This window comes from Actinomycetospora sp. CA-084318 (assembly GCF_050955885.1).
In the GTDB taxonomy this organism is placed as follows: Bacteria; Actinomycetota; Actinomycetes; order Mycobacteriales; family Pseudonocardiaceae; genus Actinomycetospora.
Window position 1 is genome coordinate 3,210,883 of the sequence record NZ_CP192098.1, and the last position, 15,728, is coordinate 3,226,610.

Annotated in this window: 15 protein-coding genes; 6 read left to right on the plus strand and 9 right to left on the minus strand. The window is 73.9% G+C overall.

The window, feature by feature from the left end; all coding sequences use genetic code 11:
* Positions 1-200: 200 nt before the first annotated feature.
* The 3 genes from sucB to ACQPYX_RS15725 form a co-directional block, all read right to left on the minus strand.
* The gene (gene sucB / locus ACQPYX_RS15715; protein WP_433798281.1) at positions 201-2,189 is read right to left on the minus strand and encodes a 2-oxoglutarate dehydrogenase, E2 component, dihydrolipoamide succinyltransferase; all 1,989 of its coding nucleotides are present in this window, start codon (positions 2,187-2,189) and stop codon (positions 201-203) included.
* A 37-nt stretch (positions 2,190-2,226) separates the two neighbouring features.
* The gene (gene lpdA / locus ACQPYX_RS15720; protein WP_433798282.1) at positions 2,227-3,609 is read right to left on the minus strand and encodes a dihydrolipoyl dehydrogenase; all 1,383 of its coding nucleotides are present in this window, start codon (positions 3,607-3,609) and stop codon (positions 2,227-2,229) included.
* Between the two features lie 160 nt (positions 3,610-3,769).
* Positions 3,770-5,326 (minus strand): leucyl aminopeptidase, encoded by a 1,557-nt coding sequence (locus ACQPYX_RS15725; protein WP_433798283.1) that lies wholly within the window; start codon positions 5,324-5,326, stop codon positions 3,770-3,772.
* Positions 5,327-5,416: 90 nt separating this feature from the next.
* Between ACQPYX_RS15725 and gcvT the strand changes: the two genes are divergently transcribed.
* The 3 genes from gcvT (at position 5,417) to ACQPYX_RS15740 (ending at position 8,209) form a co-directional block, all read left to right on the plus strand.
* Entirely contained in the window at positions 5,417-6,538 is a 1,122-nt protein-coding gene (gene gcvT, locus ACQPYX_RS15730) for a glycine cleavage system aminomethyltransferase GcvT (protein WP_433798284.1), read from the plus strand.
* A 7-nt stretch (positions 6,539-6,545) separates the two neighbouring features.
* Positions 6,546-7,037, plus strand: coding sequence for a cupin domain-containing protein (locus ACQPYX_RS15735; protein ID WP_433798285.1), 492 nt, complete (start codon positions 6,546-6,548; stop codon positions 7,035-7,037).
* 68 nt (positions 7,038-7,105) lie between these two features.
* Entirely contained in the window at positions 7,106-8,209 is a 1,104-nt protein-coding gene (locus ACQPYX_RS15740) for a branched-chain amino acid aminotransferase (RefSeq protein WP_433798286.1), read from the plus strand.
* Here the strand turns inward: ACQPYX_RS15740 and cobS are convergent.
* Genes cobS through ACQPYX_RS15760 form a run of 4 tightly spaced genes read right to left on the minus strand, consistent with a single transcriptional unit; the run spans position 8,206 to position 11,167 of the window.
* Entirely contained in the window at positions 8,206-8,976 is a 771-nt protein-coding gene (gene cobS / locus ACQPYX_RS15745; RefSeq protein WP_433798287.1) for an adenosylcobinamide-GDP ribazoletransferase, read from the minus strand. The two genes, ACQPYX_RS15740 and cobS, sit on opposite strands and share 4 nt — an antisense overlap.
* A complete protein-coding gene (locus ACQPYX_RS15750; protein WP_433798288.1) occupies positions 8,973-9,926 on the minus strand; it encodes a nicotinate-nucleotide--dimethylbenzimidazole phosphoribosyltransferase in 954 nt (317 codons plus the stop codon). The genes cobS and ACQPYX_RS15750 overlap by 4 nt, the downstream gene beginning before the upstream one ends.
* Positions 9,927-9,974: 48 nt before the next feature.
* On the minus strand, positions 9,975-10,604 hold the full coding sequence (locus ACQPYX_RS15755) for a bifunctional adenosylcobinamide kinase/adenosylcobinamide-phosphate guanylyltransferase (RefSeq protein WP_433803727.1): 630 nt from the start codon (positions 10,602-10,604) through the stop codon (positions 9,975-9,977).
* Complete coding sequence (locus ACQPYX_RS15760; RefSeq protein ID WP_433798289.1) at positions 10,520-11,167, minus strand: DUF3043 domain-containing protein; 648 nt, start codon at positions 11,165-11,167, stop codon at positions 10,520-10,522. Before ACQPYX_RS15760 ends, ACQPYX_RS15755 begins: the two co-directional genes overlap by 85 nt.
* A gap of 90 nt (positions 11,168-11,257) precedes the next feature.
* On the opposite strand from ACQPYX_RS15760, the gene ACQPYX_RS15765 reads away from it, so the two are divergent.
* The 3 genes from ACQPYX_RS15765 to ACQPYX_RS15775 all read left to right on the plus strand — a co-directional run bounded on the left by ACQPYX_RS15765 (position 11,258) and on the right by ACQPYX_RS15775 (position 12,509).
* Positions 11,258-11,800, plus strand: coding sequence for a glycerate kinase (locus ACQPYX_RS15765; RefSeq protein ID WP_433798290.1), 543 nt, complete (start codon positions 11,258-11,260; stop codon positions 11,798-11,800).
* A gap of 10 nt (positions 11,801-11,810) precedes the next feature.
* Entirely contained in the window at positions 11,811-11,984 is a 174-nt protein-coding gene (locus ACQPYX_RS15770; protein ID WP_433798291.1) for a hypothetical protein, read from the plus strand.
* A 168-nt stretch (positions 11,985-12,152) separates the two neighbouring features.
* Complete coding sequence (locus ACQPYX_RS15775) at positions 12,153-12,509, plus strand: HesB/IscA family protein (RefSeq protein WP_433798292.1); 357 nt, start codon at positions 12,153-12,155, stop codon at positions 12,507-12,509.
* Between the two features lie 137 nt (positions 12,510-12,646).
* Here ACQPYX_RS15775 and ACQPYX_RS15780 read toward each other — a convergent pair whose 3' ends face one another.
* Together ACQPYX_RS15780 and asnB are read right to left on the minus strand one after the other, a co-directional pair.
* A complete protein-coding gene (locus ACQPYX_RS15780) occupies positions 12,647-13,636 on the minus strand; it encodes an adenosine kinase (RefSeq protein WP_433798293.1) in 990 nt (329 codons plus the stop codon).
* Positions 13,637-13,736: 100 nt separating this feature from the next.
* On the minus strand, positions 13,737-15,659 hold the full coding sequence (gene asnB / locus ACQPYX_RS15785; protein ID WP_433798294.1) for an asparagine synthase (glutamine-hydrolyzing): 1,923 nt from the start codon (positions 15,657-15,659) through the stop codon (positions 13,737-13,739).
* Positions 15,660-15,728 lie beyond the last annotated feature (69 nt).

Sequence of the window (15,728 nt, forward strand, 5' to 3'; positions counted from 1 at the left end):
TCGTCGCGGAGTCGGAGGTGCGGCGCGACCCGGACACGCTGTCCGGTTCGTCCGGGCCGTCTCCTGCCCACCCGGCGTGAGGGGAACCCTCGTGCGGGTGGAGCGCTCGAATCCTCCCCTCACGGATCCGCACCCCGCACCGACGACGAGGGCCCCGCCGCGGATCGCGACGGGGCCCCTCGGTCGGAGAGCGGGGAGGACTACACGAGCCCGAGGTCCGCCTCGAACGCACCGGCCTCGAGGCGCGCCTTCACCGACCCGAGGAACCGGGCGGCGTCGGCGCCGTCGACGATGCGGTGGTCGTAGGACAGGCAGAGGTAGACCGTCGAGCGGATCGCGATCGACTCGCCGCCCTCGCTGTCGGTGACCACCACGGGCTTCTTGACGACGGCCCCGGTGCCGAGGATGCCGACCTGCGGCTGGTTGATGATCGGGGTGTCGATCAGCGCGCCGCGCGAGCCCGTGTTGGTGATCGTGAACGTGCCGCCCGAGAGCTCGTCCGGCGCGATCTTGTTGTCCCGGGTCCGCTGCGCGACGTCGGCGATCTTGCGGGCCAGCCCGCCGAGGTTGAGGTCCCCGGCGTCGTGGATGACCGGCACGATCAGCCCCGCGGGCGAGTCCACGGCGATCCCGAGGTGCTCGGCCCCGTGGTAGGTGACCTCGCCCTTCTCGGTGTCGATCATCGCGTTGACGACCGGGTGCGCCTTGAGCGCCTCGACGGTGGCCAGCGCCATGAACGGCAGGAACGACAGCTTCACGCCCTCCCGGCGCTCGAAGTCGGCCTTCGCCCGGTCGCGCAGGCGCGCGATCCGGGTGACGTCGGCCTCGACCACCGTTGTCAGCTGCGCGGAGGTCTGCAGCGACTCCACCATGCGCTTCGCGATCGTCGCGCGGCGCCGGGAGAGCTTCTGTGTGGTGCCCCGCAGCCCGGAGTCGTCGGGCGTCGGGATGTTCGGGCTGCGCGACGCCGCGGGCTTCTGCACCTCGCCGCCGTGCACCGCACCCTGCGACCCGTCGGCCGGGGTGGCGGCGGGCTCGTTCGCCGACGGCGCGGCGGACGCCTGCGTGGCCTTGTCCTGCTCGTCGGCCGCGGCGACGACGTCCTGCTTGCGGATGCGTCCGCCGACCCCGGTGCCCGAGACCGACGCGAGGTCGACCCCGCGCTCCTGGGCGAGCTTGCGGACCAGCGGGGTGACGTAGGGCGAACCCGCCGTCTCGCCGCCGCCGGTGCCGTTCGAGGGGGCGCCCCCGGACTGCAGCGCGCCGGCGTTCGCCGGGCCGCTCGCGCCGGCGGGCTGCTCGGTCTCGTGGGAGACGTAGTCGTCCGCGCCGGAGGCGGCGACCGCCCCGCCAGAGCTCTGCGCCGTGTTCTGGCCGTCCGACGCCGCGGGCTGCGCCTCCGGCTCGGGCTGCTGCTGCTCCTGGCGCGGCTCGGCCTGCGACGACGCGGTGTCCGACGACGCCTGCGCGTCGGGCCCGGACTGCGCCTCGGGCTGCGCCGATCCGCCGCCGGCCGAGCCACCGCCCGACCCGTCACCGACGACCGCGAGGGCCCCGCCGACCTCGACGGTGTCGTCCTCGTTCGCCCGGATCTCGAGCAGCGTGCCCGCGACCGGCGACGGGATCTCGGTGTCGACCTTGTCGGTGGACACCTCCAGCAGCGGCTCGTCGACCTCGACGGAGTCGCCGACCTGCTTGAGCCAGCGGGTGATCGTCCCCTCGGTGACCGACTCGCCCAGCGCCGGCATCTCGATGGTCGTGCCGGCGCCGCCCCCGGAGCCGCTACCACCGGACCCGCTGCCGCCGGACGAGGCCGGGGCGGGCTCGGGCTCCGGCTCGGACTGCTGCTGCGCGGGCTCGGGCTGCGCCGGCTCGGGCTCGGGCTCGGACTGCGCCGGCTCGGCCTCGGCCTGCCCGCCCCCGGAGCCGCCGGACGCACCGCCGTCGTCGTCACCGTCGCCGATGACCGCGAGGTCGCCACCGATCTCCACGGTGTCGTCCTCGTTCGCGACGATCCGCTGGAGGATCCCCGCCTGCGGCGACGGGATCTCGGTGTCGACCTTGTCGGTGGACACCTCCAGCAGCGGCTCGTCGACCTCGACGTGGTCGCCCTCCTGCTTCAGCCACCGGGTGATGGTGCCCTCGGTGACGCTCTCACCGAGAGCAGGCATCTGGACGGTGTAGGCCATCGTGCTCGGTACTCCCTCGTCGAACCGGTGTGGGCGATCAGCCGTGCGCGTGCAGGGGCTTGCCGGCGAGCGCCAGGTGCGCCTCGCCGAACGCCTCGTTCTGCGTGGGGTGGGCGTGGACGAGGTTCGCGACCTCGACCGGCAGAGCCTCCCAGTTGTAGACCAGCTGCGCCTCCCCGACGAGCTCGCCGATCCGCGCGCCGATCATGTGCACGCCGACCACCGGGGCGTCGTCGCCCGTGCCGCCCTTGACCAGCTTGATGGCGCCTGCGGTGCGCAGGATCTGCGACTTGCCGTTGCCCGCGAGGTCGTAGGTGGTGGTGACGACCTCGCCGTAGGCCTCCTTGGCCTGCGCCTCGGTGAGGCCGACCGAGGCGATCTCGGGCTCGCAGTAGGTGACCCGCGGGATGCCCTTCTCGTCGATGACCGGCGGGTTCATCCCCGCGATCTCCTCGGCGACGAAGATGCCCTGCTGGAAGCCGCGGTGGGCGAGCTGCAGGCCCGGGACGATGTCGCCCACGGCGTAGACGTTGCCCACCCCGGTGCGCAGCCGCTCGTCGGTGCGCACGAACCCGCGGTCGAGGGTGACGCCCTGCTCCTCGTAGCCGAGGTCGGCGGTGTTCGGGCCACGGCCCACGGCGACGAGCAGGAGGTCGGCCTCGATCTGCTCGCCGTTCTCCAGGCTGATCGTCACCGCGTCGGCGGTCTGCTCGACGCCGGTGAACTTCGTGCCGATCTTGAAGGCGATCTTCCGCTTGCGGAACTGGCGCTCGAGCTGCTTGGAGAGGAACTCGTCCTCGTTGGGCACCAGGTGGGGCAGCGCCTCGACGATGGTGACCTCGGAGCCGAAGGACTTCCAGACGCTCGCGAACTCGCAGCCGATGACGCCGCCGCCGAGCACGACCACGCGGTCGGGCACGTAGTCGAGGTTGATCGCCTCGGTGGAGGTGATCACGCGGCCGCCGAGCTCGAGGCCGGGCAGCGTCTTGGAGTACGAGCCGGAGGCGAGGACGACGTGGCGGCCGGTGTAGCGCTGCCCGTCGACCTCGACGGTGTCCTGCCCGACGAGGCGCCCGTGGCCCTCGATCATGGTGACCTTGCGGGACTTGATCAGCCCCTGCAGGCCCTTGTAGAGCTTCGCGACGACGCCGTCCTTATAGGAGTTGACGCCGCTCATGTCGATGCCCGACAGCGAGCTCTTCACACCGATCTGCTCGCCCTCGCGGGCGTTGTCGGCGACCTCGGCGGCGTGCAGCAGCGCCTTGGTGGGGATGCAGCCCCGGTGCAGGCAGGTCCCGCCGAGCTTGTCCTGCTCGACGAGCGCCACCGAGAGCCCCAGCTGCGCCGCGCGCAACGCGCAGGCGTAGCCGCCGGAGCCCCCGCCCAGGATGAGGACGTCGTAGGTGTCGCTCTCGCTCAACTCACTTCTCCCGCGTCGGCGTGTGACGTGCGGCGGTCCCGGCGGCCGGTGTCACCGACCCGGGACCCGCCGGTCCCCGTTCGTCGGAACGAGCCGGGACCGGTTCTCGACGACCATCCTTCCACCGCAGGCAAACCGGCCGTCGGGGTGATCGATCACGTCAGCCGTGCGCGGCGACGTCGGCCAGGACGGCGGCCAGGGTCCGCACCGGCATCCCGGTGCCCCCGCGCGGCGTGTAGCCGTACGCCCCGCCGGTGTTGAAGGCCGGGCCGGCGACGTCGACGTGCGCCCACGGCACGCCGTCGGCGACGAACTCGCGCAGGAACAGTCCGGCCGCGAGCATGCCGCCGAAGCGGTGGTTGGTGACGTTCGCGATGTCGGCGACCCGCGAGTCGAGGTCGCCGCGCAGCTCCTCGGGCAGCGGCATCGCCCAGGCGCCCTCGCCGACCGAGGCGGCCGCGGCGGTCACCCGGTCGCGGAAGGCGTCCTCGCCCATGATCCCGGCGGTGCGCGAGCCGAGCGCCACGACCTGCGCGCCGGTCAGCGTCGAGGTCTCCACCAGGTAGTCGGGGGAGTCCTCGCACGCCCGCACGATCGCGTCGGCCAGGATCAGGCGGCCCTCGGCGTCGGTGTTCAGCACCTCGACGGTCTTCCCGCCATACATGGTGAGCACGTCGCCCGGCCGGTAGGCGGTGCCCGAGGGCATGTTCTCGGCCATCGGCACGGTGGCCGTGACGTTGACCGCGAGGTTCAGCTCGGCCGCGAGGCAGGTCGCCGCGACCACGCAGGCCGCCCCGGACATGTCCGAGGTCATGTGGTCCATGTTCGCGGCCGGCTTGATCGAGATGCCGCCGGTGTCGAACGTGATGCCCTTGCCGATCAGCGCCACCGTGCGGGTGGCGTCGGGGTGGGTGTGGGTCAGGCGCACCATCCGCGGCGGGCGCGACGAGCCGCCGCCGACGCCGAGGATCCCGCCGAACCCGCCCTCGGCCAGCTGCGCGTCGTCGAGGACCTCGACCCCCAGCCCGACCGCCTCGGCCAGGTCGGTGGCACGACGGGCGAACTCGGCGGGGTAGAGGTCGTTCGGCGGGGTGTTGATCAGGTCGCGCGCGGCGCACACGGCCCGCGCCGTCATCGCCGCGTCGGCGAGCCGGGCGCGCTCCCGCTCGGGGGCGCCCCCGCTGCCGCCGGGCGCGCCCAGGAAGTACACCGTGCGGGTGGGGCCGTCCTCCGCCGTGCGGTACTCGGTGAAGGAGTAGGCGCCGAGCACGGTGCCCTCCACCGCCGCGGCGAGGTCGAGCTCGGAGAGCGTGCTGCCGATCGTCGTCGCACCCTTCGGCAGGGCCCGTGCGGCGGCGCCCGACGCGCGGCGCACCTGCTCGGCGACGTCCGGGCCGCCCTGCAGGCCCGCGGGCGCCGACTCCGGCCCCAGCCCGACCGCGAGCAGCACCGGCGCCGTGATCGCCCCGCGCGTCGGGACCTTGACGACCTCCTCGGCCTTGCCGGTGGCGCCGGTGAGGGCCAGCAGCGAGCTCAGCTCGCCGGAGAACGCGGCGTCGACGCCCTGCGCGCCGACCAGCACCGGCGCCACCGGCTCGTCGCCCGACCCGCTCCCGTCCTCCGGTGCGGCACCGGGGCGCAGACCGACGACCAGGACGTCGACGATCGCCGCCGCCGCCTGCGCGTCGCTGAGTTCGAGGTCGGGCAGGGTAGTCACGATCGGTGCGCCTCCGGTGCTGCTGGTGGATGTGATCGCATGCTAGGACGCACCCCCGACAGCGTGCTCGTGCCGTACGGTCCCGGACCCGTGACCGAACAGCGACAGGACCTGCGCCGGAGCCCCCTGCACGCCCGCCACGAGGCCCTGGGTGCCACGTTCGCGCCGTTCGGCGGCTGGGAGATGCCCGTCCAGTACTCCGGCACGGTCGCCGAGCACACCGCGACCCGCGAGGCCGTCGGGCTGTTCGACGTCAGCCACCTGGGCAAGGTGCGCATCAGCGGCCCCGGGGCGGCCGCCTTCGTCGACCGGTGCCTCACCAACGACCTCGGCCGCATCGTGCCGGGCAAGGCGCAGTACACGCTGTGCTGCGCGGACGACGGCGGCGTGGTCGACGACCTGATCCTCTACCTCGTCGGCGACGACGAGGTCTTCGCGGTGCCCAACGCCGCCAACTCCGCGGGCGTGGGCCGGCAGCTCGCGGACGCCGCGCCCGCGGGGATCACGGTCACCGACGAGCACGACGCCCACGTCGTGCTCGCCGTGCAGGGCCCGCGCTCACGAGCGGTCCTCGCCGGGACCGGGGTGCTCCCCGAGACCGGCGACGTCGACCTCGACTACATGGCCTTCGTCGACAGCACCTGGGAGGGCCGCGAGGTCCGGGTCTGCCGCACCGGCTACACCGGCGAGCACGGCTACGAGCTGATCGCGCCCGCCGAGGTCGCCGAGACGCTGTGGGACGCGCTCGCCGCGGTCGTCGCCGAGCAGGGCGGGCTGCCCGCCGGCCTCGGCGCCCGCGACACCCTGCGCACCGAGGCCGGACTGCCGCTGCACGGCCAGGACCTCGGGCCGGAGATCACCCCGGTCCAGGCCCGCGTCGGCTTCGCGGTCGGCTGGAAGAAGGAGGAGTTCTGGGGCCGCGAGGCGCTGCTCGCCGAGCGCGAGCGGGGCCCCCGACGACGGGCGTGGGGCCTGAAGGCGTCCGGGCGCGGCGTGCCGCGCGCCCACATGACCGTGACGCTCGGGGGGAGCCCGGTGGGGGAGACGACCTCGGGCACCTTCTCGCCGACCCTGAGGACCGGTATCGCGCTCGCGCTGCTGGACACCGCAGCGGGCCTGTCGGAGGGTGACGTCGTCAGCATCGACGTCCGCGGCCGCGCGCTCGAGTGCGAGGTCGTGGCGCCGCCCTTCGTCGCCTCCCACGTGCGGTGATCCGGCCATGAGCTTCCCGACCGTCCCCGACGCCGACCCGGGCGTCTACCGCTACCGCGACGAGGCCGAGGTCGCCGGGCCGGCCCGCTTCATCGCCCCCGGCGACGTCGTCGGGGGCGGCTTCGGGCTCTTCGAGTCCGCGGCGGCCCCTGGGCGGATCGGGGCCGTGCCGCACTACCACCAGGGGTTCTCCGAGTCGTTCTGGGTGATCTCCGGGCGGCTCGCGGTGATGTGCGACGACACCTGGCAGACGCTGGGCAGCGGCGACTTCGCCCACGTGCCGGTCAACGGGGTGCACGCCTTCGGGGCGCTCGGGGACGAGCCGGCCCGCTTCCTCATCCTGTTCGTGCCGGGCGCCCCGCGCGAGGAGTACTTCCGGCGGCTCGCGGAGTGCCTCGAGCGCGGTGCGTCCGCCGACGAGATCGACGCGATGGCGGCCGAGTGCGACCAGGTCAACCTGCGCGACTGGCCCGCGTACGCACGCTTCGCCGAGCTGTGACGGCCTGATCCACGACGACGAGGTCGAGGGCGTGTTCGTCGTCAGGGGTGCGGTTTAGAGTGAACGCCATGTCGAGCACGGCCTTCGAGGTTCTCCCGCACCCCGCCCCGGCGACGGACGAGCGGGTGGCGGAGGTACTGGCCGCGCCCGGGTTCGGCAAGTTCTTCACCGACCACATGGTCACCGTCCGGTGGGACGCGGCGCGCGGCTGGCACGACGCCAGGGTCGAGCCCTACGCGCCGCTGCAGATCGACCCGGCGTCGGTGGTGCTGCACTACAGCCAGACCATCTTCGAGGGCCTCAAGGCCTACCGGCAGCCCGACGGGACGATCGCCTCGTTCCGCCCGTGGGCCAACGCGGAGCGGATGGCGCGCTCGGCCGAGCGCCTGGCGATGCCGCCGCTGCCCGAGGAGCTGTTCCTCGACTCCATCCGTGAGTTGCTCACGGTCGACGCGCGGTGGGTGCCGGCCGCGGGCGGCGAGGAGTCGCTGTACCTGCGCCCGTTCATATTCGGGTCGTCGTCCGGGCTGGGGGTGCGTCCCAGCGAGGAGTACCTCTACCTGCTCATCGCCTCGCCCGCCGGGGCCTACTTCCCGCGTGGGCTGGCGCCGGTCAGCGTGTGGCTGTCCACCGACTACGTGCGAGCCGTCCCCGGTGGCACCGGCGAGGCCAAGTGCGGCGGCAACTACGCCGCGTCGCTCGCCGCGCAGGCGCAGGCGGCCGCGCAGGGGTGCGACCAGGTGGTGTGGCTCGACGCGCTGGAGCACCGGTGGGTCGAGGAGATGGGCGGGATGAACCTGTTCTTCGTCTTCACCGACGCCCAGGGGCACCACGAGGTCGTCACCCCCGAGCTGTCCGGGTCGCTCCTGCCCGGCATCACCCGCCGCTCGCTGCTCGAGCTCGCCAGGGAGGACGGCGCGACGGTCACCGAGCGCCGCATCTCCACCGACGAGTGGGAGAAGGAGGTCGCCTCGGGCGGCCTGACCGAGGTGTTCGCCTGCGGCACGGCAGCGGTCATCACGCCGGTCGGCTCGGTCAAGTACGACGGCGGGTCCTTCGAGATCGGCGACGGCAGCCCCGGCCCCGTCACCGCCCGCCTGCGCGAGCGGCTCACCGACATCCAGCGCGGTGCCGCACCCGACCCGCACGGCTGGATGGCGAAGCTCGGCTAGGTCGAGCCCAGAGCGAGGACGGCGAGCGTCACGGTCACCGTGACCTCGCCGACCGCGCCGAACACGTCGCCGTTCACCCCGCCGAGGCGGCGCACGGCGTGCCGGGCGAGCAGCACGGCCACCACCGCCGCCGTCAGCACGGCCGCCGGGCCCTGCCACCACCGGCCCGGGACGGCGAGCGCAGCCGCGGCCGCGAGCACGAGCGCCCACCCGACCGGCACGGCGGCGGGCTGCGTCCCCGCCACGAGGGCGCCGAGCCCGCCCGCCGAGGCCGCGGGCACCCGTCGTCGGGCGCACCAGGAGAACGACGCGCGTCCCAGCGCCCAGGCGAGCGCCGTCCCGACCGGGCCGACCGCGGGGAGCGCCGCCGCCTGCGCCCCGAGCACGACGACGAGGGTGATCACCCCGAACGCCCCGGTCGACGGGTCCTTCATCACCGCGAGCATCCGCGCGGCGTCGCCGTAGGACCCCAGGCCGTCGGCGAGGTCGGCCAGCCCGTCGAGGTGCAGGCCGCGGGTCAGCAGCGCCCCAGCGGCCACCCCGGCGACGCCCGCGAGGAGGTCCGGGGCGCCGAGCGCGAGCAGCCCGAGCACCACCCCGCCGACCACCGCGCCGAGCACGAGCCCGACGAGCGGGGCGAGGACCAGCGCGCCGGTCGCGGTGCGGCGGTCGACCGCGTCGGCGCGCACCGGGGCGACGCTGAACAACGAGAGGGCGAGCCGGAGCGCCCCGAGCCGCCCCGACCCGGCGTCGGGACGGGAGTTCACGACCCCGCGGCCACCCGCGCGGCCATCGTGACCAGCGGGACGGCGGCGAGCGCACCGGTCGCGGCCCCGGCCCGCAGGTCGAGCAGCAGCAGCGGGTCGAGCCCGAGCACCTCGAGGGCGAGGGCCTGGGCGGGCTCCGTGTCGCGGGTCGCCGCGAGCCACCAGGCGCGGGCGCCGGGGGAGCGGGCGTCGGCGAGCAGGGCGGCGACGCACACGGCCGCGCCGTCGAGCAGGACCGGCGTGCGGCGGCGGGCGGCCTGGGTGAGGAAGCCGACGATCGCGGCGAGGTCGGCGCCGCCCGCGACGCGAAGCAGTCCGTCGGGGTCGCGGCCGACGGCCTTCGTCCGGCGCAGTGCGTCGCGCACCGCGGCCGCCTTGCGCATCCAGGCGAGGTCGTCGATCCCGGAGCCCCGGCCGACGACCGCCACCGGCTCCCGCGCGCACAGCGCCGCAGCCAGGACCGCGACCGGGGTCGACACGCCCACCGCGAGGTCGCCCGGGACCAGCAGGTCGGCGCCCTCGTCGACCGCCTCGTCGGCGGCCCGGACCCCGGCGTCGATGGCGGCCTGCAGACCGTCCGCGCTCAGCGCGTCCACCCGGTCGATGCGGCCGCTCGGGCCGTCGCCCACCTCGACGACGCGGACGTCGGCGCCGGCGACCGTGGCCAGCGAGTTGGTGGGCGCGGTGCCCTCCCGGACCGCGGCGAGCCGGCGCGCGGTCTCACCGGCCTCGAACGCGGACACCCCGGCGGACGCGATGCCGTGCTCGGCGGCGAAGAGCACGACGCGCGGCGCGGCGGGCGGACGCGCGGGGGAGCGGGCCTGGCAGGCCGCGAGCCAGCCGGCGACGTCCTCCAGCCGACCCAGCGCGTGCGTCGGCAGCGGGAGGCCGTCGAGGTGACGGCGCAGGTCGGCGCGGGCGGCGTCGTCGGGTGGTGCCACCGACGGCACGGGGTGCTCCCTCCGGTCGCGGGTGAGAACTACTGACGGCGACAGCCGTCAGAACTGCTCACGGGGCGCAGCCACCTTAAGCGGCACCGGCAGACCGGCCACGAGCAGCACCACCTCGTCGCACCGGGCGGCCAGCTCCGCGTTGAGCAGGCCGAGCTCGTCGCGGAACCGGCGGCCGGCCGAGGTCGACGGCACCACCCCGAGCCCCACCTCCGCCGACACCAGCACCAGCGGTGCCGTCCGGTCGCGCACGGCCGTGACGAGGTCGGTGCGGGCGCCGGCGACCGAGGCGGCGTCGCGGGCCCAGCCGGCGTCGTCGAGCAGCCCGGTCACCCATGTCGCGAGGTCGTCGACGAGCACCGGCTCGGGCCGGGACCGGATCACGTCCACCGTCCGGGAGCCGTCGACGTCCTCCACGGTCTCCCAGGAAACGGGACGACGACGGCGGTGCACGTCGATGCGGTCGGCCCACTCGGGGTCGTCGGCGGGGTCGACCGGCCGGGCGGTGGCGACGTAGACGGCGTGGTCGGCCGGCAGCAGCCCCTCGGCGTGGGCCGACTTCCCGGACCGGGTCCCGCCGAGGACGAGGGTGCTCAGTCGACCGCGGTGCCGGGGGAGACCCGCGGCGCCGGCATGCGGAGCTTGCGGATCTGGGTGGCGCGGGTGAACGCGTACCAGCCCATCGAGAAGCCCCGGATGTCCTCGTCGGGGAACTTCGCCCGGGCCCGCGCCGAGATCTGGCGGCCGAGCAGCGTGCCCTCCACGACCATCGCGGCGAGCATGCACAGGCACAGCAGGCTGCCGATGTTCTGGATGTTCGGGATCGGGATCACGACGGTGACGAAGATCAGGATCGCGAGGGGCATGAACAGCCCCATCAGGTGCCGCCGCGAGTCGACGAGGTCGCGCACGTAGGCCCGGACCGGGCCGCGGTCGCGGACGGGGAGCACCCGGTCGTCGCCCGCCATCATCCGCTTGCGACGGTCGGCGGAGGCCTTCCGTCGCTCCGTCTTGTCCCCGCGCAGGGACTTCGCGCGCTTCATCGCCTCGCGCTGCGTCTTCGGGGCCGGCGCGACCGGACCGCGGCTGCGGCCCTCGGCGTCCCGGCGCGAGCGCGTGGGGCGGCCCTTGCCCGCGGTCTGGTTGCGCCGCGCGCCCACCGCCACGACGTCCTCGGCCTCGGCGGGCTCGTCGGAGACGGCGCTCTCGGGGGCGGACGAGCCACGGCGCAGGAAGTTCACCCCTCCAGGATAGGGCACCCGGCGCAGCATCCGGACACCTCGCAGCGGGGTGGTCGCGGGGCCTCGGGTCGGGGCCCTACGGTGCGGGACATGCGCGTGCTCATCGCGCCGGACGCGTTCCGCGGCACCCTGACCGGTGACCAGGCCGCGGCGGCGATCGCGGACGGCTGGACCCGCGGGGCCACCGCCGACGAGATCCGGCGGTCCCCGGTCGGCGAGGCGGCCCACGCCCTGGAGGTGGCGTCGGAGGACGAGCTGCCCGACCTCGTCGTCACCGGCGAGGGCAGCCTCGAGTTCCGGTCGCTGCGCGACACCGCGGTCGCCGCCCTCGCGGCCGCGGCCATGGCCCGCTCCGTCCCGTGCGTGGTGCTGGCCGGGCAGGTCCACGTCGGGGCGCGGGTCGCGTTCGAGGCCGGGATCCACGGGGCGTACGCCGCGGACGCGAACGCCGGGTCGGTGGAGGCGTCGATGGCCGACCCCTCGGGCACCCTGGCGACGTTGGCCGAGGGGATCGCGGTCCACTGGGGCGGCCGCCGTGGCCGATCGGACCTGCGTCCGGAGGTGCTGCCGCCGCCGCGGGTCGAGCCCCTCGTGCCGGGGCCGCGACCGGGGGAGGACGACCCCCCGGAGTGAGGGGGGCGTCATGGACGACCACGTCGACGGACTCGTCCTGCTGGTGGTGGTCACGGGGGTGCCCGCTCTCGTGCTCGGCACCGGGTGGCAGGTGACGTGGATGCTGGTGGTGGCGGCGTTCGCCTTCCTGCGCGGCGCCGGACGGCGCCTCCTGCCCGTGCCGCCCGCCACGGGAGCGTCCTGACGCGTGATGCGCGGGCCCGCGGTGTGACACCATGGAGATCGCAGGCGAGCCGCGTCCCGCCGTCGTCGGGAGGACCCTTCGGAGACGACGGGGCCGCGCCGGGCGGGAACATCCCGCCGTCCGGCGGGGTTGCACGGCGCGAAACGCATCGGGAGCTCAGGGAGAACCATGACCGTCGAGAACCCCACCAAGGCCGAGGAGCACGGCGTCGAGCTCAGCGACGCGGCCTCGAGCAAGGCCAAGGCCCTGTTGGACCAGGAGGGCCGTGACGACATGCACCTGCGCATCGCCGTGCAGCCCGGGGGCTGCGCCGGTCTGCGCTACCAGCTCTTCTTCGACGACCGCACCCTCGACGGCGACCTCTTCCGCGACTTCGCCGGCCTCAAGGTGGCCGTCGACCGGATGAGCGCGCCGTACGTGCAGGGCGCCACCATCGACTTCGTCGACACCATCGACAAGCAGGGCTTCACCATCGACAACCCGAACGCCACGGGGTCGTGCGCCTGCGGCGACAGCTTCAACTGATCCATCCCGACGGCGAGCCCCGGTCCCGCTGCGGACCGGGGCTCTCGTCGTCTCGGGGTCGGGTACCGGAACGAACGGCACTCTCGCAGCCTCTATGTGCGCGAAAGTGCCGTTCGTTCGGGTGTGGACGTGGTGCCTCAGCCGGTCTGCGGCACGTCCTGCGCGACCTTGGCCTTCAGGTTCTCCGGCGGCTGCGCGCCGAGCTGGGCGACGACGTGCGACGCGGCGACCGAGCCGATGCGGCCCGCGACGTCGAGGTCCAGGCCGTGGGTGATGCCGTGCAGGAAGCCGCCGGCGTAGGCATCGCCCGCCCCGGTCGTGTCGACCAGCTCGTCGGCCGGACGCGGCTCGATCTCGTGGCGCACCCCGCCCACGCCGTGGATGGTGGAGCCCTTCGCCCCGTGGGTGACGGCGACGATCTCGCAGTTGCCGCCCTTGTCCTTGAGCAGCGACTCGATGCCGTCGTCGCCGACCAGCGCCGCGACCTCGTCCTCGTCGGCGACGATGATGTCGATGTTCGCGGCGGCGAGCTCACGGAAGTACTCGCGGTGCCGCTCCACGCAGAGGGCGTCGGAGAGGCTGAGCGCGACCTTCGCCTCGCTCTTGGCCGACGCGTCGATGATCTTGCCGATCGTCTCGCGGGCCTGCTCGGTGTCGGCCAGGTAGCCCTCGATCAGGGTGACCGCCGAGCCGGCGACCTCGTCCTGGTCGATGTCCGACGGGCCGAGCGCGGTGCACGCGCCGAGGTAGGTGCCCATGGTCCGCTCGCCGTCGGGCGTCACCAGCACGAGGCAGCGGGCCGTCGACGGGCCCTCGGTGAGCGCGGGCGTGCGGAAGCTCACGCCGTGGCTGCGGATGGACTCCGTGAACGAGGTGCCCAGCTGGTCGTCGTGCACCTTGCCGACGTAGCCCGCGTCCGAGCCCAGCGCCGCCGCGATGGCGATGGAGTTGGCCACGCTGCCACCGGAACGCTCGGTGGTCTGCCCGGCCTTCGCGTACAGCGACTCCGCCTGGTCCTGATCGACGAGCGTCATGCCCCCCTTCGGCAGGTCGAAGGCGGTGATGGTGTCGTCGTCGGTCTGCGTCAGCACGTCGACGATGGCGTTGCCGATCCCCAGTACGTCCATCGGGTCTTCAGAGTCCTCTCGGTCGACTACTCGCTACGGTCGACGCATCACGGTAGGTGAACGACCGGCGTCCGACAGTGCGATCGTTGCCCTGCCCACGTCACGCATAGACCGGGTACACCGGCGCGGGGATCTCGGGTCGGATGCGCTGCTCGACGAAGATGCCGTGCCAGAGCATGAAGACGAGCAGGGTCCAGATGCGCCGCGAGTGGTCCACCGGGCCGCTGCGGTGCTCGTCGATCAGGCGCAGCACGGCCGCCTTGTCGAGGATCGCGTCGGTCTGCGACTCCCGGACGATCCCGCGCGCCCAGTCGAGCATGTCGGTGGCCAGCCAGTGGCGGATCGGCACCGGGAAGCCGAGCTTGCGCCGGTGCAGCACGTGCGGCGGCACGATGCCCTCGATCGCGCGGCGCAGGGCGTACTTCGTGGTGCCGTGCGCGATCTTCTGGTCGGTCGGCAGGGCGGAGGCGACCCGGAACACCTCGGGGTCCAGGAACGGCACCCTCAGCTCCAGCGAGTTGGCCATGGTCATCTTGTCGGCCTTGACCAGGATGTCGCCGCGCAGCCAGGTGAAGAGGTCGACGTGCTGCATGCGCGCCACCGGGCTCCAGTCGCGTGAGCCCTCGTAGAACGAGGCCGTGACGTCGACGTGGGAGAGCTCGTCGTCGTAGGAGCGCAGGACGTCGGCGAGCTGGGCCGGGAAGAAGTTCCGGGCGTTGCCGTAGTAGCGCTGTTCGAGCGGCAGCGCGCCGCGGCGCAGCAGGTCCTTGCCGCGCATGCCGGTGGGCAGCTTCTCGCTGAGCGCGCCCGCGAGCTTGCGGACCGCGCCCGGCAGCACGTCGAACGGCGCCAGCGAGAGCGGCTCCTTGTAGATGGTGTAGCCGCCGAAGAGCTCGTCGGCACCCTCCCCGGAGAGCACGACCTTGACGTGCTTGCGGGCCTCACGGGCCACGAAGTACAGCGGGACCAGCGCCGGATCGGCCACCGGGTCGTCGAGGTACCAGACGATCAGCGGCAGGGCGTCCATCATCTCCTGCGCGGTGACCGTCTTCACCACGTGCTGCACGCCGATCGCATGCGCCGACTCGGCGGCGACGTCCACCTCGGAATAGCCGGCGCGCTCGAACCCGGTGGTGAACGTGATCAGGTCCGGGTTGTGCTCGCGGGCCAGGGCCGCGATCGCGGTGGAGTCGATGCCGCCGGAGAGGAACGCGCCGACGGTGACGTCCGCGCGCATGTGCTTGGCGACCGAGTCCCGCAGCACCTCGGTGATCTCTTCGTGGCGACGGGTCTCCTCCGCGGCGTCGCCCCGGGGGATCGGGCGCTCGGCGAAGCGCGGGGTGAAGTAGCGCTGCACGGCGATCGGCTCGCCGGGGGAGATGGTGAACGAGCACCCCGACTCGAGCCGCCGGACGCCGCGGTGCAGCGTCGCGGGCTCGGGGACGTACTGCAGCGTCAGGTAGTGCTGCAGCGCCTCGGGGTCGGGCGCCGCGGTGGACGCGCCGAGCGGCTCGAGCACCTCGAGCAGGCACTTCTTCTCACTGCTGAAGGCCACGCCGTGCGCGCCGGCCGCGAAGAACAGCGGCTTGATGCCGAACGGGTCCCGGGCGCCGAACAGGACGCGCTCGACGGTGTCCCAGATGAGGAACGTGAACATCCCGCGCAGCCGGGGCACCGCGTCGGCGCCCCACACCGAGTACGCCGCCACGATCGCCTCGGTGTCGCCGTCGGTGGCGAAGGTGACCCCGTGGTCGCGCGCCAGCTCCTCGCGCAGCTCGAGGTAGTTGTAGATCTCGCCGTTGAAGATGATGCGGTAGCGCCCGCCGCCGAACTCCAGCGGCTGGTGCGACCCCTCGACGTCGATGATCGACAGCCGCGCGAAGCCCAGGGCGACGTCCTCGTCGGACCACGTCCCCGCCTCGTCGGGACCCCGGTGGCGCATGCAGGGCAGCGCCGCCTCGAGATCCTGGGCGTGTCGTGCTCCCGTCCGCTCGGTGGTGATCCACCCCATCAGCCCGCACACGGGAGCCAGTATGGCGAGCGGGTCCGACACTCTCGGACCCGCCCGTGGCGCCCCTCCGACAGCGCGTAG

Bases quoted from the DNA above. Each gene is read 5' to 3' on its own strand.
- ACQPYX_RS15765 (WP_433798290.1), top strand. From the start codon at position 11,258: ATGCGCGTGCTCATCGCGCCGGACGCGTTCCGCGGCACCCTGACCGGT.
- ACQPYX_RS15740 (WP_433798286.1), top strand. From the start codon at position 7,106: ATGTCGAGCACGGCCTTCGAGGTTCTCCCGCACCCCGCCCCGGCGACG.
- ACQPYX_RS15770 (WP_433798291.1), top strand. From the start codon at position 11,811: ATGGACGACCACGTCGACGGACTCGTCCTGCTGGTGGTGGTCACGGGG.
- ACQPYX_RS15775 (WP_433798292.1), top strand. From the start codon at position 12,153: ATGACCGTCGAGAACCCCACCAAGGCCGAGGAGCACGGCGTCGAGCTC.
- ACQPYX_RS15735 (WP_433798285.1), top strand. From the start codon at position 6,546: ATGAGCTTCCCGACCGTCCCCGACGCCGACCCGGGCGTCTACCGCTAC.
- sucB (WP_433798281.1), bottom strand. From the start codon at position 2,189: ATGGCCTACACCGTCCAGATGCCTGCTCTCGGTGAGAGCGTCACCGAG.
- ACQPYX_RS15780 (WP_433798293.1), bottom strand. From the start codon at position 13,636: ATGGACGTACTGGGGATCGGCAACGCCATCGTCGACGTGCTGACGCAG.